The sequence below is a fragment of the Mesorhizobium sp. M0184 genome, assembly GCF_040322215.1.
Taxonomy (GTDB): Bacteria; Pseudomonadota; Alphaproteobacteria; order Rhizobiales; family Rhizobiaceae; genus Mesorhizobium.
The window spans coordinates 28,903-53,482 of sequence record NZ_JAMYSZ010000036.1; the positions used below are offsets into that span (position 1 = coordinate 28,903).

The 24,580-nt window shown below is 60.4% G+C and carries 16 protein-coding genes and 5 pseudogenes; 13 read left to right on the plus strand and 8 right to left on the minus strand.

Features of this window, described 5'->3' with window-relative positions; all coding sequences use genetic code 11:
* Window positions 1-27: 27 nt before the first annotated feature.
* A complete protein-coding gene (locus NKJ23_RS29390) occupies window positions 28-930 on the minus strand; it encodes a dihydrodipicolinate synthase family protein (RefSeq protein WP_352684085.1) in 903 nt (300 codons plus the stop codon).
* Between the two features lie 52 nt (window positions 931-982).
* A complete protein-coding gene (locus NKJ23_RS29395; protein WP_352684087.1) occupies window positions 983-2,215 on the minus strand; it encodes a trans-sulfuration enzyme family protein in 1,233 nt (410 codons plus the stop codon).
* Between the two features lie 74 nt (window positions 2,216-2,289).
* Here NKJ23_RS29395 and pdxR point away from each other — a divergent pair, with 74 nt between their 5' ends.
* From pdxR to NKJ23_RS29415, 3 genes are all read left to right on the plus strand, one after another.
* Window positions 2,290-3,795 (plus strand): MocR-like pyridoxine biosynthesis transcription factor PdxR, encoded by a 1,506-nt coding sequence (pdxR, locus tag NKJ23_RS29400; protein ID WP_352684105.1) that lies wholly within the window; start codon window positions 2,290-2,292, stop codon window positions 3,793-3,795.
* 454 nt (window positions 3,796-4,249) lie between these two features.
* Entirely contained in the window at window positions 4,250-4,957 is a 708-nt protein-coding gene (locus tag NKJ23_RS29410) for a B3/B4 domain-containing protein (RefSeq protein WP_352458254.1), read from the plus strand.
* Between the two features lie 432 nt (window positions 4,958-5,389).
* The gene (locus tag NKJ23_RS29415) at window positions 5,390-5,719 is read left to right on the plus strand and encodes a helix-turn-helix domain-containing protein (protein ID WP_352684089.1); all 330 of its coding nucleotides are present in this window, start codon (window positions 5,390-5,392) and stop codon (window positions 5,717-5,719) included.
* 277 nt (window positions 5,720-5,996) lie between these two features.
* On the opposite strand, the gene NKJ23_RS29420 is transcribed toward NKJ23_RS29415, so the two are convergent.
* Window positions 5,997-7,052 (minus strand): cytochrome-c peroxidase, encoded by a 1,056-nt coding sequence (locus tag NKJ23_RS29420; protein WP_352684107.1) that lies wholly within the window; start codon window positions 7,050-7,052, stop codon window positions 5,997-5,999.
* Between the two features lie 781 nt (window positions 7,053-7,833).
* Window positions 7,834-8,148, minus strand: a complete 315-nt coding sequence (locus NKJ23_RS29425; RefSeq protein ID WP_352684091.1) for a DUF982 domain-containing protein — start codon at window positions 8,146-8,148, stop codon at window positions 7,834-7,836.
* Window positions 8,149-8,702: 554 nt separating this feature from the next.
* Between NKJ23_RS29425 and NKJ23_RS29430 the strand changes: the two genes are divergently transcribed.
* On the plus strand, window positions 8,703-9,173 hold the full coding sequence (locus NKJ23_RS29430; RefSeq protein ID WP_352684092.1) for a Ros/MucR family transcriptional regulator: 471 nt from the start codon (window positions 8,703-8,705) through the stop codon (window positions 9,171-9,173).
* 219 nt (window positions 9,174-9,392) lie between these two features.
* Here NKJ23_RS29430 and NKJ23_RS29435 read toward each other — a convergent pair whose 3' ends face one another.
* Both NKJ23_RS29435 and NKJ23_RS29440 read right to left on the minus strand, forming a co-directional pair.
* Window positions 9,393-9,605, minus strand: a complete 213-nt coding sequence (locus NKJ23_RS29435; RefSeq protein ID WP_023679670.1) for a cold-shock protein — start codon at window positions 9,603-9,605, stop codon at window positions 9,393-9,395.
* Between the two features lie 217 nt (window positions 9,606-9,822).
* Window positions 9,823-10,191 (minus strand): hypothetical protein, encoded by a 369-nt coding sequence (locus NKJ23_RS29440; protein WP_352684094.1) that lies wholly within the window; start codon window positions 10,189-10,191, stop codon window positions 9,823-9,825.
* A gap of 975 nt (window positions 10,192-11,166) precedes the next feature.
* Between NKJ23_RS29440 and NKJ23_RS29445 the strand changes: the two genes are divergently transcribed.
* The 7 genes and pseudogenes from NKJ23_RS29445 (at window position 11,167) to NKJ23_RS29475 (ending at window position 20,849) form a co-directional block, all read left to right on the plus strand.
* The gene (locus tag NKJ23_RS29445; protein ID WP_352684096.1) at window positions 11,167-12,588 is read left to right on the plus strand and encodes a M16 family metallopeptidase; all 1,422 of its coding nucleotides are present in this window, start codon (window positions 11,167-11,169) and stop codon (window positions 12,586-12,588) included.
* Between the two features lie 17 nt (window positions 12,589-12,605).
* Window positions 12,606-13,972, plus strand: a pseudogene (locus NKJ23_RS29450) (M16 family metallopeptidase).
* A gap of 216 nt (window positions 13,973-14,188) precedes the next feature.
* Window positions 14,189-14,962: a 4'-phosphopantetheinyl transferase family protein gene (locus tag NKJ23_RS29455; RefSeq protein WP_352684097.1), complete on the plus strand. Its 774-nt coding sequence runs from the start codon at window positions 14,189-14,191 to the stop codon at window positions 14,960-14,962.
* 216 nt (window positions 14,963-15,178) lie between these two features.
* Window positions 15,179-16,376: pseudogene (locus tag NKJ23_RS29460) on the plus strand (IS256 family transposase).
* An 875-nt stretch (window positions 16,377-17,251) separates the two neighbouring features.
* A pseudogene (locus tag NKJ23_RS29465) lies at window positions 17,252-19,340 on the plus strand (prolyl oligopeptidase family serine peptidase).
* Between the two features lie 165 nt (window positions 19,341-19,505).
* Window positions 19,506-20,201 (plus strand): OmpW/AlkL family protein, encoded by a 696-nt coding sequence (locus NKJ23_RS29470; RefSeq protein WP_352684099.1) that lies wholly within the window; start codon window positions 19,506-19,508, stop codon window positions 20,199-20,201.
* 138 nt (window positions 20,202-20,339) lie between these two features.
* The gene (locus tag NKJ23_RS29475) at window positions 20,340-20,849 is read left to right on the plus strand and encodes an amino acid kinase family protein (RefSeq protein WP_352684101.1); all 510 of its coding nucleotides are present in this window, start codon (window positions 20,340-20,342) and stop codon (window positions 20,847-20,849) included.
* A gap of 247 nt (window positions 20,850-21,096) precedes the next feature.
* Here the strand turns inward: NKJ23_RS29475 and NKJ23_RS29480 are convergent, their stop codons facing one another.
* A complete protein-coding gene (locus NKJ23_RS29480; RefSeq protein ID WP_352684103.1) occupies window positions 21,097-22,134 on the minus strand; it encodes an IS110 family RNA-guided transposase in 1,038 nt (345 codons plus the stop codon).
* 141 nt (window positions 22,135-22,275) lie between these two features.
* Between NKJ23_RS29480 and NKJ23_RS29485 the strand changes: the two are divergent.
* A pseudogene (locus NKJ23_RS29485) lies at window positions 22,276-23,012 on the plus strand (IS5 family transposase); the annotation flags it as partial.
* A gap of 96 nt (window positions 23,013-23,108) precedes the next feature.
* Here the strand turns inward: NKJ23_RS29485 and NKJ23_RS29490 are convergent.
* Window positions 23,109-23,354 (minus strand): transposase, encoded by a 246-nt coding sequence (locus NKJ23_RS29490; protein ID WP_352684109.1) that lies wholly within the window; start codon window positions 23,352-23,354, stop codon window positions 23,109-23,111.
* Between the two features lie 144 nt (window positions 23,355-23,498).
* Here NKJ23_RS29490 and NKJ23_RS29495 point away from each other — a divergent pair.
* Window positions 23,499-24,512 (plus strand): annotated as a pseudogene (locus NKJ23_RS29495) (IS256 family transposase); the annotation flags it as partial.
* Window positions 24,513-24,580 lie beyond the last annotated feature (68 nt).

Consider the following 24,580-nt stretch of genomic DNA (forward strand, 5'->3'; position numbering starts at 1 on the left):
TCCTTCGCTGGCCGCCGGGTTCGCTGTTCACCGGTCGACATCCGATGGCAAGCGTTCCAACGCGGCGGCGATCTGGCGCTTCGCTGCTGAGGGCAGAGGCAGGATGGGACGCGGGGGGTCGGCACGGCAAATGTCGAGCAATTCGGCAAGTGCATAGACGACGCGAAGGCTCGAGAACTCCTTGAAGAGGCTCCAGAGCGGGACCAGCGCGGCATCGATCCGTCGCGCTTCGGCCGCATCGCCCTGTTGCGCCGCCGTGACGATCGTCATGCAGACCTCGGGCAGGATGCCCGCGAGGACGCTGTACCATGTGTCGGCGCCGGCGATTATGGCCTCTGCGGCGTTCCAGTCGCCGCTGTAGCCGATCGAGAACCCTTCCGGCACAGTGCGCCTCTGGTCGGCCAGATGGCTCTTGATCGCATCGCCCTTGTCTGTCGGATTCTTGATAGCGACAATCCCACCCACCTTTGCCAGGCGGCTGACGAGTGCTGGGGTGAAATGGAAATGCGTCGTTCCTGGATTGTCGTAGACGACGATCGGCAGGCCGCTCTCGCACGCCACCGTCGAGAAATGTTCGAACACCTCGTCATCAGTGAGCGGGGTGTAAGAGGCGGCGGCAAGCAACCCCGCGGCAGCCCCAAGGGCCTTAGCGTCCTGCGCGAGCCTCACTGCTTCGTCGGTGCGCAGCGCGCCCACACCCACCACGACCGGCATTTGTCCCCCGGTTTCGTCCAAGGTCTCGGCGAGCGCCCGTCGCCGTTCCTCGCGCGTCAGATACATGTATGTGCCGGTGCTGCCGAGAAGACCGATGGAATCGACCTGAGCGGCGCAAAGCCTGGCAATCAGCTTGCGCAGAGCAACGGTATCGGCACGGCCGTCACGATCGGTCGGCGTGATGGGAAACGCGGAAAGGCCGCTCAGGAATGCCATGGCAAGGCTCCGGGTTTGTACGCGAGCGCGGGACTGGCCGGACCACAGGTCATCACAAGGCGTCCAGAGCCCGCCGCATGTCGGCGATCAGGTCCTCGGCGTCTTCAAGACCCACCGAGAGACGCATGAGGTCCTCGCCGACTCCATCGGCCAGATGCGCATCCTTGCGGATCGGCTGACGAGCACGGGTCAGGCTTGCCGGATGATAGATGAGGCTGTCGGCATCGCCGAGGCTGACAGCCCGGGTGATCAGGTTGAGCCGGTCCATCATCCGCCGCGCGCCCTCGAACCCAGCGTGGAGGCCAAAGGCCAACATGCCCGACCCTTGGGACATCTGCTTTCGCGCCGTCACCTGATCAGGGTGCGAGTCGAGGAAGGGATAACTCACCCATGCCACCGCCGGGTGCGCCTCGAGCGCCTGAGCCACCGCAAGGGCCGTGGCGCTGTGCCGTTCCATGCGCAGCGTGAGCGTCTTCAGACCGCGCAGGATCAGGAAGGCTGACATGGGCGAGAGCGCTGCGCCGGTGATGTAGCGCAGGCCCGTTTCGTGCAGAGTGCGGAGCGTTTGCGCGTCGCCGAGAATCGCCCCACCAAGGGCATCGCCGTGCCCATTGATGTATTTGGTCAGCGAGTGGAGCACGAGGTCTGCCCCATGTTCGAGCGGCCGCTGGAGCGCGGGGGAGGCGAAGGTGCTGTCGACTGCAACCTTTACACCGCGCGCGTGGGCGCGCTCGGCAATGGCAGCGATGTCTAGGATGCGGCTCAGCGGATTCACCGGCGTCTCGAAGAAAACAAGCCGGGTCCGCTCGGTGATCGCGGCATCGAGATTGTGAGGATCGGACAGGTCGACCGCGACGACCTTGATGCCGAAGCGGGGGACCGCCTGTTCGACCATGGCAAGCGTGTTCGCATAAAGTGTCTTGTGGACGATGAGTTCATCGCCTTGGGACAGGAGCGACAAGATCAGTGTGCCGAAAGCCGCCATCCCCGAGGCAACGACCAAACCTGCCTCGGCTCCTTCCAGATTGGCGAGCCGTTGCTCGAGGATCTCCGTCGTCGGATTGTATTCGCGCGCATAGAGCCTTCCGCCAAGCGCGGCGGCGGCCTCGTTCGCTGCCACGCTTTCGAATCCATAGGTCGAGGTCAAGAAGACTGGCGGCTGAACGGCATTGGAAAAGCCGGCCGGATCGTAGCCATGATGGATCGCCCGAGTGGCGAATCCGGGACCGGTGTCGTTGAGCGACCGCGTGAGAGCATCGGTTTCGGATTGATAGGATCGGGTCATTCGGCCTCTAAGATCTTTCTTGGGTTTCCGAAAGATTGACGGCAAACTGGCCAATGGGAAATATCCAGTTGGCGATGAATGAAATGGTCCAGTCTTCAAGTGCCGGTTCTGCAGGTCGCTCGCACGCGATGGGTGCACGCCAGATCTACGAAGCCCTTCGCGAGCAAATCCTCGGCGGCGTCTACGAAACCGGCAGCCAGCTGCCATCCTCTCGGGCCCTGGCAAATGACCTCGGCGTTTCGCGAACCACGATCACGGTCGCCTACGAGCAGTTGGCTGCGGAAGGTTTTATCGAAGTCCGTCAAGGCGCACGACCTCGCGTTGCATCCTCGCTGATCGGTCCTGAGACGAGCCGCACCGTCGCGAAACGAGTCGGCCCGTTTCATCTGTCCGCCTATGGCGAACGACTGCGCGTTACGCCGCCCTGGCCGGATTATCTGCCGACTGGACTGAAGGTCGATTTCCGCTATGGCGACCTGGCGCCGTCAGACTTCCCCGCATTGGTCTGGAAACGTGCGATGAGCAAGGCGATGGGGCAGCGCCCGTTGCGTCTTGCCTATGACGATCCTCGCGGCTCGCGCCGGCTGCGCCAGGCGCTCCAGGGCTATCTCTGGCGCGCCCGAACCCTGAGCTGCGACCTCGAGCAGATCATCATCGTCAACGGTTCGCAGCAGGGCCTAGATCTGTGCGCTCGCCTGCTTCTCGATCCCGCCGACCGCTTCGTCATCGAGGACCCGTGCTATAGGATGGCGCGTCAGGTCTTTGCCAGTACGGGTGCCTCGCCCGTCCCGGTCACCGTCGACGAGGACGGGATGAAGACGGAGTTGCTGGCGGGGATCGGGGCACGACTGGCCTATGTCACGCCATCGCATCAGTTTCCGCTGGGCGGCGTCATGCCGATCACGCGCCGCCACCAGCTTCTGGAATGGGCGCGGCACAATAATGCCTACGTGATCGAGGACGACTACGACAGCGAATATCGCTACGACATCAATCCGGTCCCTCCGCTGCACAGTCTCGAGGACCACGGGGCTGTCATCTATCTCGGCACGATCTCCAAAACGCTCTCGCCGATGCTGCGTATCGGCTACCTCGTCGTCCCGCCGGAATTGCAGGAGGTCTTCGCAACCGCCAAACAATTCGCGGACCGGCATTCGCCGGTGGCTGAACAGGAGGCTCTGGCCTCTTTGATCGAGAGTGGCGGCTACGAAAGCCATGTGCGGCGTGTGCGCAGGCTGAACGGCGAGCGTCGGGAGACGTTGTTGGGCGCCTTGCGGCGCAGCTTCGGAGATCGCATCGCTGTCCAGGGAGCAGAGGCTGGTCTGCACGTCGTCGTTTGGTTCGACGAACTGCCGCGATCGCGGGAAACGACCCTGGTCGAAGCCGCCCGAGGCGCGGGCCTGGGGCTGCACCTGATCTCGCCCCTTTACGAGCGGCAATCGGACGAAGGCCACATCGATCGCGTGGGGCTTGTCATGGGCTATGCCGCCTTGAGCATTCGGCAAATCGAGAAGGGCGTTGAGATCCTGCGAGCGGTTGTCAAGCAGGTGCAAGACGCGTTGCCGGGACACGGTGGCTAAAACGGCGGGACGTGGCGTGCTGGCGAGGAAACCGACCCTTGGGCTGAACCGCATTTCGTTGCAAAGCCAACTGGACTGGGAATACGCCATGCAACTGGTGCTGTTGATCAGGCCAGTTTGGCGGCAGATTTTTCGTGCGAGACGAATTTCCGAGAGCGATGCATGCGGCAAGGAAAACTGCTTCACATCCATATCGCGCCCGCTGCCTTTTATGAAATGGAGGATCTGGCGGAGGCGTAGCTTGTTGCCGGCCGAGCGGGCTCGAGCACCCGCAAGACATAATCGACGATCTCTACCAGGCCTTGTCCACGGCCGAATGATGGAATTATCCAGCGCATGGTGCGGCATGCACCATGCCGATGCCAGAAGATCTGGACGCTCGACAAGCACCTTTCTTCAAACATTTCCCGAACGACCCGCAGCGCAAAGCCTCCCCATGAGAAAAGAGCATCCCATGTCTTTCACGCCATTGATTGCCCCCGAGATCAAGGCCCGCTACCCGGATTTTCATCTGATCAGCATTGTGGTGCGGAACGCTGAAATCGACGTGCCGGATGCACAGGCGTTGAACGACACGATTGCGGCGGCGGAACAGGCGGCGCTTCGCGATGACGCCCAAAGGGACGCGCATCTTGCGGCGTGGGCCGTTGCCTACGAGGCTTTCGGCACAAAGGCCAATCGAACGCCGTGCTCGGCCGCCGCGCTTCTCAAGCGGGTGCGGAAAGATGGCTCTCTCCCGCGGATTTCCCCACTGGTTGATGCCTACAATGCCGTCAGCGTGTTGTATGGCGTTCCGATTGGCGGGGAGGATCTCGATCTCTACCAGGGGGTCCCGAGACTTTTAATTGCGAAGGGAGCGGAGCCATTCGACACGATCCAGCAAGGTGAAATGGTAACCGAGCATCCCGAACCGGGCGAAGTCATCTGGTGCGATGATGCCGGTGTCACGTGCCGCCGCTGGAACTGGCGGCAGGGGCGGCGCACCATGGTCACGGTCGATACCCGCGCCATGTGGCTCGTGCTGGAAGCCCTCGGCCCAATGTCAGCTAAACAGATGACGGCCACCGGAGAGCATCTGATGGGACTTATCCAAGCGTTGTGCCCGGGTGCGCGAATCGAAACAGCGCGGATCGACGAATCCACTACATCTCGTGTCCCTTAGGGCATGGCCCGCCGAGAAACACCCCACTCAGCCCTGTCCGGATCTGGCGCTCCTTGCTCGCTCCGCTGGCCTACACAGTTGATTGCGAACGACCCAGAACGGCTCTCGAAAACGAGCGTCGAACGAAATCAGATCACTGCTTGTTCTCCCTTAGCGTTGTTTGGCGTACTTTTATCGCGATGCCTCCAGTGGGGATGGTCCAAATTGCGCAAGCTCGGTCGAGTGATCGCGGAGAAGCTTAATGTCGACTAAATCGAAATTCATGGAGCGATACGGACAAGGGTGCGAACCCGGGACGTCGTCCCGGTGTCGTCAGGCTCTCCCGTCCGACTGAGCCTCGGTTTTCTTCACGGCGCGAATACTCCTGAGGCCGCCCGGATTCTCGTTAAGAGACAGCTGCCGCTCAGGACGGCCCACGCGATACTCACGGAGATGGTCGATCACGGCAAGGCGTTCGTGACGGTTCCTTGCGTCGACGACCTGTTGGCACTGAAGAATGAACTGTCGTCCGCAGGCGTGATCGCGAAGGTTCATGCGCCGCGGCCGATAAGTGTTCGCGAAGTCCGGGATCGCACGAAGCTCTCTCAGGAGGCATTCTCCGTGAGGTATGGCCTCGATCTGGCAACGCTTCGAAACTGGGAGCAAGGTCGCTCGAAACCGGATGTAGCGGGGAATACTCTCCTTTGGACCATCGCCCGGAATCCGGAAGCAGTCGAAGAATCGCTGGACATGGAGGACGGAGTGGCTGCCCCATCACCCTGAGGGGGCCGATCACTTCGGCGCGCGGCAATTCGGCCGCCAGCGCGATGGCCGGCCGCCGCGCGGTATCGCCAGCGCGCGAGCCTCATGCGTCAGACGCCTTCCTTGGCATGTCGCACGCCAGATCCCAAACATGATTCCATCGCAACGAGCTGGTGACGGAAGCAGTGTCTGCACTTTGGAAACGAGCCATTTGCGATCTCATGGACGTCGCGACTCGTCTCGTCCAGTAAAAGTCGCAATCATTGTCGATTGCGATGTTCCGCAGTCAGCTGGCCGTTTATTTTCCTAAGATCTGGGTTATAGGCCGGGGTGTTGTCGCTGTTTCGGCGGGTAAGATGGGATAGGCGACCTCGGGTGCCTTTCCGGTCAGCGAGTTGAGGAAGGCAACAAGCAGGTCGACTTCTTCGTCCGCCAGTACCACGCCAAGCTGGGTGGTTCCCATGATGGCAACGGCCTGTTTCAGATCCCAAACCTTGCCCGAATGAAAGTATGGCGCGGTGAGTGCAACGTTGCGCAGCGGCGCCACGCGGAAAACATAGGAATCCTCGGCTGCATTGGTGACCGCAAATCGGCCTTTGTCTTTTTCCGGCAGGACCTCGGCGCTGGGCTGTTCCACGAGGCCGAATGGGTAATAGGCTTCCCCACCAACGTTGATGCCGGCATGGCAGGACGAGCAGCCTTTGTCCATGAAAAGCGCCAGGCCCTGTTTCTGTTCGGAAGTCATGGCGGCGTCATCGCCATTCAGGAAACTGTCGAAGGGGGCCGGCGTGACCAGTGTCGCCTCGAAGGCTTCGATTGCCTTGGCGAGGTTGTCGAAGGTGACCCGATCGGCTTCAGCCGGAAAAGCTGCATCGAACCACTCGACATATTGCGGCATGGACTTGAGCGTGGTGATGACTTGGCCCGGTGTATTGGCCATTTCGATCCCGGCTTGGACCGGTCCCTTCGCCTGAGCCTTCAGGTCTTCGGCACGACCATCCCAGAACTGGGCGATGTTGAAGACAGCGTTCAGTACAGTCGGCGCGTTGCGCTGTCCCTTCTGCCAACCATGGCCGATCGAGGTTTCGTGATTGTCGTCGCCGCCGGTGGCCAGGTTGTGGCACGAGTTGCACGACAAGACGCCTGACGCAGAGACGCGTGGATCGAAGAACAGTGCCTTGCCGAGAGCGATCTTTTCCGGGGTGATCGGGTTGTTGGCGACTGCCGGCGTGGTGGGTGGCAAAGCCTTGAAAGTGGCCATTGCCGTTTCTCTGAGGTCTGCGGGGATCGAATCCGCAGCAAAGGCGGTGGCCGTCAGCAAGGGGACAGCCATCGTACTGAATAGGATTTTCATAAATGATCTCGCTGCGTCGTGCACGCAGCCACTCTGGGATATGCGGCTCATGAACGCCCTGCGCTAGATCAGTTGCGGGAGAGGACCGGGTGGTCTGACACCTGTTTTTGCGGCAGAGCTTGGACCGTCCCAGAATTGAACGCTCTTCTCGATTGGATTTTGGGAGGCGAAGGATCGCTGCTCGGCAAGCGGCGGCGCCGGAGCCGTGCTCCGGTTCTCTCTGCGCCTTCAACTATGAAGAAATCGGGGCCACCGTGTCGGATTCGGTTTGGGGCCGGTTATCTGTTCCGCAGCAGGTCCTGCTCGACTTCCGCCTGCCTTCGCCAGATCGACCTTGGCCCAAATCGATCCGCGATAGTGTCTTGTAGCACTTTTGCGGGACGATCTTATTTCGACTGTAGAGGGCCGTTTGGGGTGAGCAGAATTACACGAATTTCAGAGGCGCCCGAGTAGCTGTTTTAATTGGCTTGTAGGCCTCCATAGAGCGAATATTGGCAGACGACGGAGCACAATTTTGGCTTCGTTTATCATTTTGCTTCGATGGGACAACTGCTTTGCAATCATTACACGGTAATTTACCATCATGAATTTGAGAACCAAGTCCCACGCAGTGATTCTCACACCGGAGGCGTTGCAATCCTATCGCGAGAAGTTGATTTAAAAATACAACAAGATGATTAACATCGCCATAGGGCGCAAAATATTGTTTGTTCGCTATAGTACGCTCCAGATGCCGGCGAAATCTCGATACAATAACCTCGTCGGCGTACCCACTCCAGCCTCACATACGGCTGCGACGCCTATACTTGCGCTTTTCCACTGCCCGACATGCAGGCAGCGAGCCATTGCATCGCGGAGGTTGCATCTTCCAATATGGCGACCTGTTCCCCAAAGCGGAAAAAAGTCTTGCGCGCTGCGCTCGCAGGTATTCGTATGCATCAAAGCACGCCCTGAGGGCGGCTTCGTAGATCCGGTCTCTGCCATCTTCTGGCCATTCGTTGAGAAAATCGATAGCATCCGCAGGACTGGCAATCTCTTGCACGATGTGCGCTGCACGCCTTACGAAAAGTGGGCTCCTGAAAGTCCCTGAGCTCATGCGTTCCTCCCGACCTGCTGAACCGCTAGTTTGCGTAAGGCGCCTCCTCTACACCCGCCCACCATTGCGGAATGTGTTGTCACAGCGATAGCGGTTCAATAGCAAAGCAGCGGCGTGATGTCCTCGGTTTACCAGCGGGCCAATCCCTAACATCCTGCTGCGAGAGCGGCTCACCGGATGAATTTACATCGTTTCGACCATTGCGAATCAACGCTTGATACTTTCTCCGCGCGCCACCAGGAAGCTGCCACTGCTCTGCCATGGATTTCACAGCCAAAGAGAGGATGGCGAAACAGAAATAGCCCGCTTCGTTTCGAGATTACTGGTCATTTCGGCGCAAAGCTTACGGCCGAGACGCGCCTGAAAATGCGCAAGCACCGCGGCAGGTCACCAACAACGGACGGATCAACGATCACGACGGCGGGATACCGCGCCATAGATCTCGCTGGACGAGCATCGCAATAATCGTGTCGAGACCTTTGTTGCTTTCAGCGGCGACCGCCACTATGAAGCGACGCTTCGCCGACTGTGTTTCACGCCGCCTGGAGAGTTTCATGACAGAAGAAGCCGAAAAAAACATCGACACCCTCATCGAGCTCACGGCCGATGTCGTCTCAGCCTATGTCTCCAACAATCCGATCCCGGTGGGGGATCTCCCTGCCCTCATCGGCCAAGTGCACGCGGCTCTGAAAGGGACGGCCGGAGGTGTCTCTGCAAAAGAGCCGGTTGCCCTTACGCCTGCAGTCCCGATCAGGAAGTCGGTGACACCGGACTACATCATCTCCCTTGAGGACGGGAAGAAATTCAAATCGCTAAAGCGCCATCTGTCGACCCACTATGGGCTGACGCCGGATGGATATCGGGCCAAATGGGGCCTGCCGGCGGATTATCCCATGGTCGCGCCGAACTACGCCGCGGCGCGCTCGTCATTGGCCAAGACGATGGGGCTCGGCCGCAAACCGAAAGCGCCGGAAGCGCCGGAGCCGGCCCCGACGAAGCGAACCCGCAAGAAGGTCGCGGCTTGATTTCGGCAATGGAGATTCGTTCTGGAGCGTTGCAGCCATCGGCTTAATCTGCGCGTCATATAAAAAGGCGGGGCCAACCCCGCCTTCCTTTTTTGTTTCATGAGGAATTCGCGACGCCTGCAGCAATCTGCTGCCCTCAGTTTTTGCTCGCTCCTATCGAGCGGCCGTGAGGACCTCCGGACCTACGCGCCCACTCTTGCCAGGACGCAGGAGAAAATTTCAACCAGCTTTGCTGAGGCTGCCAGCGGAGGATTTGCCGGTGCGGCGATCCTGCTCGATCTCATAGTTGATCTTCTGGCCGTCAGCGAGGGTCGAGAGGCCCGCGCGTTCGACAGCGGAAATGTGGACGAAAACATCCGGACCGCCATTGTCGGGCTGGATAAATCCAAACCCCTTGGTGCTGTTGAACCACTTTACCGTTCCAGTAGGCATATACGTGTTCCTCCTTAACAATTGCAACGTCGGGCAGGCCATTAGGCCTGCCTGACTCATAGCCGAGACTTGGGCGCAGCAAAAAGCGAAAAATTGTTAAGCCCCGATCAGCTGGCGCACTCCATTTTGGCCGTAGTCGCCAGCAAGCACTGTCCTACACTACCGCTCGAGCATGGCCGGAAGCGCCTGATCCTTCCAACGCTCCTCAGCGCCACCTCTAGGGCTGGTGCTTGGAGGCACGGGACGTAAGGCCGACCGCTGCTCGTGCCGCCAGGTCAAAGGCCGGGTAGTTCACGGAGCTACCTTCGTGCATAACGGCTTGGCAAGCGCTTGAAGGAGTTTCGAATTGGATTGTTTCAAGAGGGTCGAGGGGTTGATCGATGCCACCAGCGTGGAAGCGATCGATAACGCGCGTTTTGCTGGACCAGTTCAAGGGCAAGTCAGAAACAATCGCCCAAGCGATCGACGACTTCCTACTTGATTTCATGACCTTGCTGTTTGTGGTAGAAGCTACCCGCGAGCGGTTCCACAATCCGGCGAGGCGGTTGGCGCGCATCAGATTGAGCAGGATCAGGCTGTTACTCACCCGATGCTCTTGACCTTAGGGACCACGCCGCCGGGGATGCGTTTGCAGCCGCAAAGAAGGCAAAATCTGTTCGCCGGCAAACCGAGCACAGCCAGGCGGTATTTACGCAGATGAATTCGATCGCGACCGCCAAATTCTTCAGTTTGGTACCCAGCGACGACGGCCAGCGCGGACAGCTTCCGTGCTGCTGTCCTCCAGCGACAAACGTGCCTGCATGCCCCCATCCACGGCGAGCTCGACGATTGTTTCTTACGTTGACCAAGGTCCCGCGCAAACACTCCCCTTTCCCGCAGCAACTCATCAGGCTCAACGGCCTCGCGGCAGGCGCATTACGCCAGAACCGCGCAACCGCAGCGTTTTTTTCCCCCCGAGTCCTACGATCTTCGTTTTCCAGCGCCTCGCGGATATCGCCCAACTCGCCGATTTTTGGATCAGATCCGTCCTAGCACGCGAGCAGGCTCCGCGCTCGAGTTGGCTGGGGTGCTCACGCCTCTGCCGTTCAGCATCGACGCGGTCTGGCTGTCGAGGACAGGGTTCCGCTGGGGCGACCAACATCTCCATTCTCACCGTCAGTGCAGCGGCCATTCGAAGCGCATCCTATACCCCTCCCCCGGCAGCGCGCCCAATCGTCTTCCGAACGAAGAAGATATCCTCAGCCGCGCGCGCGTCGCGTTCGGCCCTGTCCGATGTCCGACAATGTCGGATGCGCAACATGGCAGAGCCCGATTTGTCCACATGCCTCGAACGGCTTTCTGATCTGGCACGGTGCATGCTTGGTCATCCGCAAGGCGTCGCGGACCAAGGAGAATCCGTCTAATGATCACCTCACCAAGAAATACCGCCACAGGTCTCCTGGGTCGATCCAAAGATGAGGCTCGGGTAAGGCCTGGCCCCATGAAGAGCTTATTTATCTGGCTCGGCGCTGCCCGCCGATCCTCCCACGCGGGGAAACGGGGACGCAGCGACTTCATCAAAATGAGGAACAAATCACTTTGCCTCGAACCTTGCCTTTCGACCAGCCACCACAACCGGAGCCATCGATCGTCCGCCTGGCTGCGCAACGCGTTCATTGCCACCGCGCTGGCCCTGGTGACGACCGCTCCGGCTCTGGCCGCCACCGCCGGCGGCAAGGTGACGGGTTTTCTGCTCGACAACGGCATGGAAGTGGTCGTCATCCCCGATCATCGCGCGCCGATCGTCACTCATATGGTCTGGTACAAAATCGGCAGCGCCGACGAGCCACCCGGCAAATCAGGCCTTGCCCATTTCCTCGAGCGCCTGATGTTCACGGCGACGACCAACCACGCCGCCGGCGAGTTCGACCGAGCCGTCTCAGCGATCGGCGGCTACAATAACGCCTTCACCGACTATGACTACACCACCTTCCTCGAGACGGTGGCGCCCTCGGCGTTGGGTGACATGATGGGCTTCGAGGCCGATCGCATGTTCAACCTCATCCTCAACGACGATGATATCAAGACCGAGCGCGACGTCATCCTGGAGGAGCGCCGTTGGCACAGAGAGACGAACCCGCATGCTCTGCTGGACGAGGAGGTCAACGCGACGTTGCGGCAGAACCAGCCCTACCGCATTCCGGTCATCGGCTGGATGCAGGAGATGGAGAAGCTGAACGGCACCGACGCATTCACCATCTACAACAAATACTACCGACCGAACAACGCCGTGCTGGTGGTGGCCGGTGACGTAGAGCCTGAGACGGTGAAGGCGCTGGCCGAGAAGACCTATGGCAAGGTTGTGCGCGGGCCGGACCTGCCCCCGCGCAACCGTCCGGTCGAGCCGGAGCAGAACACCAGGCGCACAGTGACGCTGACCGATGCGCGCGTTTTGGTGCCGAGCTTTTCCACTCAATGGGTGGTGCCGTCCTATCATACGGCAGAGCCCGGCGAGGCCGAGGCGCTCGACCTGCTGGCCGAGATCCTCGGCGGCGGTAACCGCAGCCGGCTATATCAGGAGCTTGTCGTCAAGCAAGGCATAGCCTCGGCGGCCGGCGCCTCCTTCCAGGGCACCATGCTAGACGACACCAATTTCACCATCTCCGGCTCGCCGCGCGGCGATGCAAAGCTCGTCGATCTCGAAGCGGCGGCCGTTGCCGAAGTCGCCCGGATCGCCAAGGATGGCGTCACCAGCGACGAGCTGGACAAGGCCAAAGACCGCTATATCCGCTCGGTGATTTTTGCGCACGACGAGCTGGACCACATCGCCAACACTTATGGCAAGACGCTCACCACCGGTGGCAATGTGAAGGACGTGCTCGAGAGGCCGGACCGCGTCCGCAAGGTCACCACCGACGAGGTCAAGGCGGTCGCCGCACGTTATCTGGTGCTCGATCATTCGACCACAGGCTATCTTTTGCCGCAGCAACAGACGGGGAATTGATCATGAGCTCCATCCTTATGCGCATTCGCCGCCCGGTCTTCCCTTCACCCCTTGTGGGGGAAGGGAAGACCTGCGCGCCTTCGCCACCGTGTTCCTCTCCATCCTCTTCCTCATCTTGCCGGCGCTCGCCGCCCGCGCGATGAATATCCAGGAAGTCAAATCGGCAAAGGGCATCACCGCCTGGCTGGTCGAGGAGCATACGGTGCCGATCATCGCCATCCGCTTCGTCTTAGACGGCGGCACCGCGCAGGACCCGGCCGGCAAGGAACGCCTCGCCAATCTAATGACCTGGCCTGTTCCACGAGGGCGCGGGCGATCTCGACAGCGACGCGGTCCAGGTCAAGCTCGACAATGCCGGCTTCGAAATGAGCTTCGGCGCGCAACGCGACGGCATCAATGGGTCGATGCGCATGCTTTCCGAACAACAGTACGCTGCTTTCGATTTGCTCAGGCTCGCGGTCAACAGGCCGCGCTTCGACCAGGAGGCGGTCGACCGCATCCGCGCCCAGATTTTCTGCGACATCATCGCCATCGAGCGCGACCCCGAGACGATCGCCCAGCGCAAATGGCGGTGCGCGATCTACGGCACGCACCCTTATTCGAGGCCGGACGAAGGTACCAAAGTGAGCCTCGCCGGCATAACGCCGGCCGATCTCGGCGCCTTCCACAAGGCGACTTTCGCTCGCGACGGGCTCCATGTTGCCGTGGTTGGCGACATCGACGCCGAGACGGTAAGCGACAAGCTCGACCAGCTGTTCGGCGATTTGCGCGAGAAGCAGACGCTTTCCCCCGTTGCCGATGTCTCCGCAAAACTCGGACAACAGGTGGAGGTGAACTACGAATTCCGCAGACCTCCGTGCGATTGGGTTGTCCAGGCGTCGGAAGCAGCGAGCCGCATTTCTTCGCCGCGGTGCTGATGAACGAAATCCTCGGCGGCTCGCGCTTCACCTCGCGCCTGTTCGACCATGTGCGGGAGAAACGCGGCCTTGTCTATGCCTTCCACTCTTGTGTGGTTCATTACGAGCATTCCGATGAGCTTTTGGTCACGACGGCGACCCGCTCGGACCGCGCCGCCGAGACGCTGACTATCGTGCGTCAGGTGGTGAAGGATTTGGCAAAGATGGGTCCGAGGGAGGCCGAGCTCGAGGCAAGCAAGAAACATCTGATCGGCGCCTTCCCCATCGACAATCTGTATTCCTCCAGCTCGATTCCAGCCACGCTGGTCGACCTGCAGCTCAACAATCTGGGCATCGATTACATCCAGCGGCGCTCAGCCCTCATCGATCAGGTGACGCTCGACCAAGTCAAGGCAGCGGCGAAGAATCTGCTTTCTGCCGAGCCTACCATTATGGTCGTTGGCCCGCCCTTGGACGCCAAAGGATAAAAGTCGGAAGACTACGATCTTCCTCATCTTCATTTCGGGCGCGATTCCGCAGCGTTGTCTATTCTATGCTTAGCCTAGCGGTCGCGAACTTGATCAATGATGCCAGGCTGGCGTCAGAACGGAACTCCTGCCTTGGGTCATCAATCAATCAAAATTGGGCAGATCACCGGGTCTACGGCGATGAGGCCTCTGGCGGCGAGCTCGGCACCCCCCGGCATGCGTGCCTCAGCCGTCAGGCATCTCATTGCTCTTTCTGCCCGTTCGCTCGGATTTCTTAAAGACGTCACCTTGTACGACACGGAATACGTCGATGCAGTTCTTTTGCACGGCCGGTTCGATTTCAAGAGCTACACGGAAGATCTGTTTCATAAGCTCGCCTTGACCTTGCCTCCCAGCTTGTCCACTGCACTACCGCTACGCCGTGCTGAATTTCTGGCCGGTCGCGCGATGGCGCGCGCGGCGTTGCAGGCGCTGGGCCAACATGCTGCCGAGATCGCCATCGGTTCCGACCGCGCCCCAGTGTGGCCAAAAGGCTCTGTTGGTTCAATAACCCATGCACGGGGACATTGCGTCTGTTTCGCCAAATGCGATCCACGCTGGCAAGTCGGTGTTGACGTCGAAGCGATAGCCAGCGGCCATGCGCTGAAATCGATCCTGACCATGGCGGCTAACCAGCGAGAACGTGACTTGATTGCGCGACAGACGGCGCTCCCTCCTGATCAGCTAGCAACGCTGCTCTTTTCGGCAAAGGAAACACTCTTCAAAGGACTCTACCCGCTGGTGCGGCGCTTTTTTGGGTTCGACTGTGCTGAATTACGGACGCCCCCTGCAAACGGATTCTTGCGGCTGCATCTAACACAAACCCTTTGCCGGGAGTTACCTGCGGGCGAATCCTATGACATCCGCTTTAATATCACCGCCGACCGGGCATTAACTTGGCTAGCCCTGCGTCCGGTACGAAGCAGGTGTGATTGGCCGAGAGGCATGTAAATATAACGGTCTGCCTTTTCTCTTTTCGGGGTAATCAGGTCCACCCTGCGTGGTTCTAGGTCGTGTCCCATCAGGTGGTGTAGCTCGGCGGTAGCGAAGCCGCTCGCGAGCGCGCCCTCGATAGCGCTGCAGCGAGCGAGCGGCTTTGCGGTGGTCATCGACAGTTCGCCGGTAAGGTCGGGTTGCTGACACCAACCTGATTCGAAGGAACCATCGATGACCGACGACATGATGAACCTGCGCGCGCTCGTGGAGAAGACTCCGGATTCCGATCTCTTGCGCGAGATGATCGGCTTTGCCGCCGAGCGGCTGATGGAGCTGGAAGTTGGGGCCGCCACCGGCGCCGCCTATGGCGAGAAGAACCCGTTGCGCACGGCCCAGCGCAACGGCTATCGCGAGCGCGACTGGGAGACGCGGGCCGGCACCGTCGAGCTGCGCATCCCCAAGCTCAGGAAGGGCTCCTACTTCCCCGGTTTCCTCGAACCGCGCCGCATGGCCGAGAAGGCGCTGACCGCCGTCATCCAGGAGGCCTACGTCCAGGGTATCTCGACCCGCTCGGTCGACGACCTGGTCAAGGCCATGGGCATGAGCGGCATCTCCAAAAGCCAGGTCTCGCGGCTGTGCGAAGAGATCGATGGCAAGGTCAAAGCATTCCTTGAAAAACCCATCGAGGGCGACTGGCCATATCTGTGGATCGACGCCACCTACCTTAAGGTGCGCCGCGGCGGGCGCATCGTCTCGGTCGCTGTCATCATCGCCGTCGGCGTCAACGCGGACGGCCGGCGCGAGGTGCTGGGCATGGAGGTCGGCACGTCTGAGGCCGAGCCGATCTGGACGGAGTTCCTGCGCAAGCTGACCCGCCGCGGCCTGCGCGGCGTCAAGCTCGTCGTCTCCGGTGCCCATGAAGCATCAAGGCGGCCGTCACCAAGGTGCTGTGCGCGACATGGCAGAGGTGCCGCGCGTCCACTTCATGAGGAACGTGCTGGCCCATGCCGGCAAGAGCGGGCGCCGCGTCGTCTCCGCTTTCATCGCCACGGCCTTCGCCCAGGAAACGCCCGGGGCCGCAAGCACGCAATGGCGCGCCGTCGCCGACCAGATCCGGCCGAAGGTGCCGAAGCTGGCGACAATCATGGACGACGCCGAGCCCGACGTGCTTGCCTAAATGACTTTTCCAGGAGCACCGCGCCAAGCTGCACTCGACGACCCGATCGAGCGCCTCAACGGCGAGATCAAGCCGCGCACCCAGGTCATCGGCATCTTCCCAAGTGATGACGCCATCGTCCGCCTGGTTGGCGCGATCCTGCTCGAACAGAACGACGAATGGGCCGTGCAGCGCGCCAGATACATGACGCTGGAAACCATCAGCCAGATGAGCGATGATCCCCTGATCAGCCTGCCAGCCGTGGCGCGCTGATCAGCCCGGCCCGTGCCGGACAGCACGGCGACCACTGCCGCCAGCTACACCACGCCGCGGGACACGATCTGGTTCTAGCTATGAACATGATAAAATCGAGGAGCCACGGCACACCTGATATTTCTATTGAGGAGATGTCAAACCGGCATTTCTGCTAGCCATCGAGGCACAACGTCTTGCCTCCTGCTGGATGGGTGCGGACGAGATCGCAGTGGCCCTCCTAGCTTCGCTAGCCCTTGCGGAGAATGGCATCGCGGTCAGCGCCAGCAGCTCCGGACCGGAGACAACCGTTCCATCCGGCGGATCCTCGGCGCGGGCTTGCGCCGCGTCAGCTTGCAAACCCGCGACGCAAGCTCGCTGCAGACGCCGGCACGCGCCCAATCCCCGTGCCATGGAAAGTTCCCTTTGCGCCGCGTCTTTCCCTCCTGTCCCCACGAGCTTGATTGGCTGATGGCAGCGCCCAATCGAGGTATCTGCGGCCCGGTAGCGCCCTGTTTTCGAGGCTTCGGTTCAAAGTCTTCGTCGCGCATCAACGGCCGGCCCCAGACCTTGAGGTCGAGTTATTCTCAAGGCAGATCGACCGGTCCGCGGAATCGGCGCCATAGCCGTGCGCCATCGCCCCCTGGCGACCCTACGGTTGCTCTCATTGTCGGATTTTCGACGATGTCGGACATGAGACAAGCGCTATCAGGGTGATCGCATTGTTTTAAAATGGTTTTCTCATTTGGCACGACCCATGCTTGGGCTGAGGAGAAACCATCCATGATCACGCTCGCCGAACATGGAGTCGCCACCGCGAAAAACGAACTTTTCCCAGCTGAAGGAGAACCTTGCGCTTGTTTTCCACTCGACATCATTCTTCACGTTATTCGGACATGACCGCATTCAATGTCCGCCCAACACTGAATGCTCCCGACGATGATCCCTATCTTTGGCTACAAAATGTTGAAGGCGAACGGGCACTTGCCTGCGCCGCCAGCCAGTCGGCCAGGACCCTGGGGCACTTCGGTGTAACGCAGTTTGATCGCGACCGTGACGCCCTAACTGCGATCTTCAATCGTCCCGACAAGAGTCCCTTGACCACCCGCTGCGGCCCGTACCTCTACAATTTCTGGCAAGATGCCGGAAATCCGCGTGGACTGTGGCGTCGGACCACCCTTGCCGCCTACATGAAGGTGGATCCCCATCGGGAGCTACTGCTCGATCTGGACGCACTCGCCGTTAGCGACAGAGAGGACTGGATCTGGGGCGGCGCGTCGCTTGAGCAGGAGAGACGAGAAAGAGCCATTCTGCGCCTGTCGAGCGGCGGCAGCGACGCGGTCGTGCATTGCGAATTCGATCTGGCGTCTCTCAGCTTTGTCGCCGACGGTTTCAATCTCCCCGAGGCCAAGGGCGGCATTGAATGGCTCGACCCGGACGCGCTTCTGCTTTCCAGTGCGCTTGGTGACGGCATGGCCACCCGCTCTGGCTACGCGCGCACCGTTCGGTTGTGGAAGCGTGGCGCGGATCCGCTCACTGCACCGGTAATCTTTGAGACCGGTTTGGAGTCCAACGGCATGTCTGGCCAACTGGACCGCACCGCCGAGAGCGAGCGCCTTTGGTTCATCGAGCGACCGGCCTTCTTTAAGAAGATCGGCCGAATCGGCGACAGGAGCGGGCCGAAGATGCGGATTGACCTTCCTGAGCACGCCACGTGGAGCGGCTTCGGCGACTGGCTGGCGGTAAAGCCGCGCAAGCCCTGGACGGTGGGAGGGACGACCCACCCTGCGGACGCGCTGATCGGCATATCGCTTTCCTCCTTCCTCGCCGGCGAGCGCAGTTTTGCCACCCTCTTTGAACCAGGCGACCGGCGCTCCCTGCAGTCATTTTTCTGGAACAACGGGAAGCTCATCATCTCCTACCTGGTCAACCTCGTTCCGCGTTTCGAGATGTTCACCCCCGACAGCCAGGAATGGACGCGCCGAGCGCTGGACACCGTGCCCGCCGTAGGAACTGTTCACCTCTGGTCGCTCGATGCGGAACATCGCGAGAGCAATGGAGAGGTCCTCGTTTCGGCTCAGGACCCGATTACGCCGCCGAAGCTTCTCCTATTGGACCTCAATGCCCCGCCGCCTCTCGGCGCTCCAGTGATCCTGAAGTGCAACCCGAAGAATTTCGACGCATCCGGGCTGGTGATCGCGCGACACGAGGCAGTCTCGACCGATGGAGAAATGATCCCTTATACCCAGGTCGGCCCGGCGAACGGGGACAAGGATGCCCCGGTTCACCTCACTGCCTACGGGGAGTTCGGCATTTCGCTCCTGACCTACTACAACTCCTCGATCGGCAAGCTATGGCTCGACCGTGGCGGCACGTGCGTGGTGGCGAACATCCGGGGCGGCGGCGAGTTCGGCACCCGTTGGCACGAAGCCGGGCGCAGGGAGGGCAAGCGTCTCGCCCATGACGATTTCGCCGCCGTTGCCGCCGACCTCCTGCGAAGAGGTATTACGCGCCCGAGCCGGATTGCCGCCGAGGGCGGCTCAAATGACGGCCTGCTGATCGCCAATATGCTAACCCGCTATCCTGAGCGTTTCGGCGCGCTATTCTGTAAAATTCCGCTTGCCGACATGCGCCGCTACACCAAGCTTTTGGCGGGCGCAAGCTGGATTGACGAATATGGCGATCCCGACAAGCTGGAGGAATGGACTTTCCTAAAGGAAATCTTCGCCTCTCAGGCCGCGACGCCGGACAGCCTTATCCGCCGATATTGCTCGCCACCACGAAGCGGGACGACCGCGTCCACCCGGGCCACGCGCGCAAGAGGGCCGCAAAGCTGCAGGCTCTTGGCTATCCCGCTTACTTCTACGAGTCCGACGCGGGCGGTCACGGCTACGGCAAGGACAATCGCGAGCGGCCGCATTCATTGCCCTAGGCAACGATTTCCTTCGCAGTGTGATCGGTTGGCACGTCGATGGCCTTCGATAGTTGGCCGGGCCCGAACAAGAGCAACTTCGACGATTGCGAGCACGGCAAAATAATGTGTGCACAGATCACGCAAGAGGAGGATGAGCGCTCCGTCAACCTTAAGTAATTCTAGCCTGATAAGTCATAGTAAAGTGTATCATTTCTGAAGAGCAAGGAGAGAATATCATGGAGAGAAAGCGAATGGGCGTGGCACGGGGCATAACAGCGGCCATCTTCCTGATGTTGGCGGGACAGCAGGCCGTCGCGGCCGAGCTTGCGCAAGCCGCGAGCGTCCCGCCGGCGGGAGCCGCGGTCACGGAATGGCCTAGCCATTGGCAGATCCGCCTGCGCGCGTTGGGGGTCATCACTGAGGATTCGGGCTACGTTAATACGGTGCCCGGCTCCGGTCTTTCCTATTCGGACACGGTGGTTCCGGAACTTGATATCTCGTATTTCTTCACCGACAACATCGCCGCCGAACTCATACTTGGCACCACCTATGCCAACATCGAGGGCCAAGAAGCGATCGGCGGGCTGGGCAATATCGGCAAGGCTTGGCTGCTCCCACCCACGCTCACATTGCAGTATCATTTTACCGATTTCGGCGCCTTCAAGCCCTATGTCGGCGCCGGCGTGAACTACACGATCTTCTATAAGCAGGATGCCGGCAGCGCCGATGCTCTCAACGTTAAGAACACGTTCGGCACAGCGCTGCAGGTCGGATTCGACTACATGGTGGATCAGCATTGGGGCGTCAACTTCGACGTGAAGAAGCTTTTCCTGAAGCCAGACTTCGACGTCACGGTGGACGGCGCGAAGCTGACGGGGAAGGCTGCTCTCGATCCCTGGTTGATAGGCGCAGGTGTCACCTACCGCTTCTGACAACGGAAGGCGAATGCCGCTTGTTGAAGCCCCTACCACGAAGAAGCGCTGGCAGCCGATACGAAAAAAGAAGGGCGCCTCGTGCGCCCTTATACCCTCCAAGGCCGTGCCGCTCAGGAAAGGTGAGATTGGAGAGACGTGTCTTCACTTCTAGTGCAGCAACACTCAACGGCAGCACCAGCAACCCCGATCCGATTGCTTTCGGCTCGCCGGCTGATAGTGAAGATTGGCTCGGTACTGATCGCCGATGCAGAAACCGGAGAGATACGCGGTCCTTGGCTTCAGACCCTAATAGAGGATGTCGTCCGATTTTTCGCACGCGGGCAGCAGGTGATCATCGTCACCTCTGGTGCTGTCGCGGTCGGCTCAAGTCACTTCAATCATCTTGACAGATCTCTGCGAGTTGACGAGAAGCAGACGGCCGCCGCCATCGGTAAGGTTCGACTCATGCGTGCCTATGAACAGAGTTTGAAACGCCATCGTTTTGGCGGTGGGAAAATACTATTGACTCGCGAAGATACAGACAACCAGCATCGCTGCCTTAATGCGGGGTTAACCCTTCAACAACTTCTCAAAGTTGGCGCCGTATCCATTATCAACGAGAACGACAATGTTCGACTAGCAGGCTTCTCTGATTGGGGTCGTTGAGGTCAAGCTCCTCCTGATATTTTTCCGGACCGTGTCGCCCCGCGGGTCACTCGCTTCTCTTCGCGGTCGACGTTAAGCCGCCGCATGATGGGGTCAGTAGAGCGAGGCCTCTCAATCTGTTGAACGACCTTGGGAGAGTTCGTCCCAGGATCGTGCCTGCTAACGAGATCGCCTTGCCCGTCGTCCCCACGGGAACGATCCGGATCACGCCCCTTCGGGCGGAATCAACTCCTCCTTCGTTGGTCCGTTATCCCGATACGGGGCCGGGTGCCTTGCCGAAGCGGAATTCTGTCGCATCGCTCCACATGCGATGCAGGATGACAGCGAGCTTGCGAGCAACAGCAACTCGGGCTCGGGCCATACCGCGCCGCTTGGCGACGTTCATACCCCACGCTCTGAGGCTCGACCATTTCTTGCTGAGCACAAGCAGCGAATGAGCCGCCTCATAGAGGGCCGTGCGGGCGAGCTCGTCACCGCATCGGCTTACCTTGCCCTGAATGTCCGTCTCGCCAGATTGATAGCGTGCCGGGGTCAGACCCAAATGCGCTCCGACATCCCTCGATCGGCGAAAGCGGTCCGGCTGATCGACCGTGGCACGAAAGGCGAGCGCGGTGATGGGTCCCACACCGGGCACGGACATGAGGCGCCGGCAGACTTGCTCCTTGCGGGCGATATTGAAGACCTGCTTTGTCAGTCGCCCGAACTCGCGCAACATCGTTGCCACGATCGCCAGAAGCGGCTCGACAAGCGCCATGATGACCGTATCTGCGCCAATCAGTTCGCGCACGCGATGGGCGAAAGCTGCGCGGCCTGGAGTGCCGAGCTTGATGCCGGCCTCCCGCAGAATCGCCCTGACGACATTTTCGATCGTCCGCATTTCATTGAGGACCGTGCGTCGCGCAACGAGGAGGGATCGCCAGAGCCGACACTGCTGGCTCTTCACATGCACCTGCCGATACCAGCCGGTGCGCATGATCTGCGCCAAGGCGCGGGCGTCGTTGCGATCGGTTTTGTTCGGCATCGTTTTCATCGCCGCGTTGGCCTGCCGGGTCTCGATGCAGATCGCCGGCAATCCTTCGGCGCGAATACCGTCATAAAGCCAGGCTGTCAGCGAACAGGCTTCGAGCCCGATGCGCTCCAGCGGCAGATCGATTTTCCGCAAGGCTTCATAAAGCGCCCTCGGCTCACTCGCCGCCCGCCCTTCCTTCACGATCCGGCCGCTCTCGTCGACGACACAGATCGCGGTCTCTTCCAAAGACACGTCAAGTCCGGCAAAATACTTCATGGCTGCTCCTCCTGATGTTTGTGGCGATCTACATCGACCACGTTCTCACATCTCGACAGGAGCAGCCGCCCTCAATTTGACTCGGGCGAGACCCCAATCACCCCATCTGTTGAAAAAGGCCCTCGCCACCAGACCGCAGCAATGATTCACTGGCTCCGAAGGGATTCGGAGGTGGCGAGTGGCGGCGGCGACGATCGAACTGGCGAACTTTTCAGCTACGTGGACCTTGAGGTCCGGGTTCGGCGCAATCATCCATTGCGGGCGATCAGGACGATCGTGACTGAAGCCCTGTCGAGGCTGGAGCGTGAGTTCGCGGCGCTATATTCGCCGATCGGACGGCCATCTATCCCGCCGGAGAAGCTGCTGCGGGCGATGCTTTTGCAGGCGTTCTATTCGATCCGCTCGGAGCGGCTTTTGATGGAACGGTTGGAATACGACCTCCTGTTCCGCTGGTTCGTCGGCATCGGCGTCGACGACGCAGCCTGGGACCATTCGGTGTTCTCCAAAACCGTGACCGGCTGCTGGAGGGCGATATCGCGGCGAAGTTCCTGGCGGCCGTGCTGGCGCAACCCAAAGTCAAGAAGCTCCTGTCCACGGATCACTTCTCGGTCGACGGCACGCTGATCGAGGCCTGGGCTTCGATGAAGAGCGTCAAGCCAAAGGGCGGCCCAAGCGGCGGTCATGGCGAACCGCCGGCAGACGGCGGCGGACGCAATGCGGAAGCGGACTTCCACGGCGAGAGGCGATCGAACGAGACGCACACCTCGACTACCGACCCCGACGCCAGGCTCTACCGCAAAGGGCGGGGCAAGGAGGCCAGGTTGTGCTTCATGGGACATGGGTTGATGGAGAACCGCCACGGCCTGCTGGTGGAAGCTCGGCGCTCCACCAGCTGTTGCCGACGGCCGTGCAAACGGGCAGATGAGCGGCGCAATCGGCCGCCCCCCGAACTCAACGAGGAAGTCCTTCCAGGCCTAGCGGCTCTCGCGATTGGGCATCTCGACGGCCAGGATCTGGCGCCCTTCCGTCGGAGTCGATGCCGACCGCGATCGGCACCGTTCGCTCATGACGATGCCGGCTTCGCGCAGCTTCTCGTAGCGGGCGTCGAGAATGAGGTAGGCAAACGGCTGTTGCCATTTCAGCGTCGCGCGAGCAATTCGAAGACTCTGAAATCTCCATCTGATCGATAAGGGTGCATCCATTCTGTGGATGCAATGCATCGAAACAATCGATTTCACGAAGAGTAGGACATGAAAAAGGCGCCGCTTCGGAAGGCGACGCCTACAAGGAGGTCTCTCACGTCGTGGGGACTGTCAGGAATTCTGTGCGCGAGGCCATGATGATGGAAAGGAGAGAATCATCACATGGCTATTGAGAAGGAACTTCTGGACCAACTGCTTGCGGGTCGCGATCCGAATGAGGTTTTCGCCAGAGACGGGCTGCTTGACGATCTGAAGAAGGCGCTTTCGGAGCGGATTCTGAACGCCGAACTGGACGAGCACCTCGATGAGGAGCAGGCCGACGGCAGCGCCAATCGCCGCAATGGCCATTCGCGGAAATCGGTGCTGACGGGCACATCGAAGATGACGCTGACGATCCCGCGCGACCGTGCCGGAACCTTCGATCCGAAGCTGATCGCCAAATATCAGCGCCGCTTCCCAGACTTCGACGAGAAGGTCATCTCCATGTATGCGCGCGGCATGACGGTGCGCGAGATCCGCGGCCACCTGGAGGAGCTCTACGGCATAGACGTGTCGCCGGACCTGATCTCGGCCGTCACCGACGCCGTCCTGGAGGAAGTGGCAGAGTGGCAAAATCGCCCGCTGGATGCGGTCTATCCGCTCGTCTTCTTCGATGCCATCCGGGTCAAAATTCGCGACGAGGGCTTCGTCCGCAACAAGGCGATCTACATTGCGCTCGGCATCCTGCCCGACGGCGGCAAGGAGATACTGGGGATCTGGATCGAGCAGACCGAGGGCGCCAAGTTCTGGCTGCGCGTCATGAACGAGTTGAAGAGCCGTGGCGTCGCCGAGGTCCTGATCGCCGTCGTCGACGGCCTAAAGGGCTTTCCCGAGGCGATCAACGCCGTCTTCCCCCAAACCGTGGTTCAAACCTGCATCGTGCACCTGATCCGCCATTCCCTGGAGTTCGTGTCGTGGAAGGACCGCAAGCCCGTCGTGCCGGCGCTGCGTGCGATCTACCGGGCCAAGGACGCCGAAGCCGGCATGAAGGCCCTGGAGGAATTCGAGGCCGGCTACTGGGGCTAGCGATATCCGGCGATCACTCAGAGCTGGCGGCGCAACTGGCAGCACGTCGTGCCGTTCTTCGCCTTCCCAGAAAGCGTGCGCCGGATCATCTACACGACGGATGACATCGACAAGCCTGATTTCGACTTTTTCGATTCCTGTTGCGTTTCTTTGTTCGGCTCAGGTGAGCCTGTTTCTTC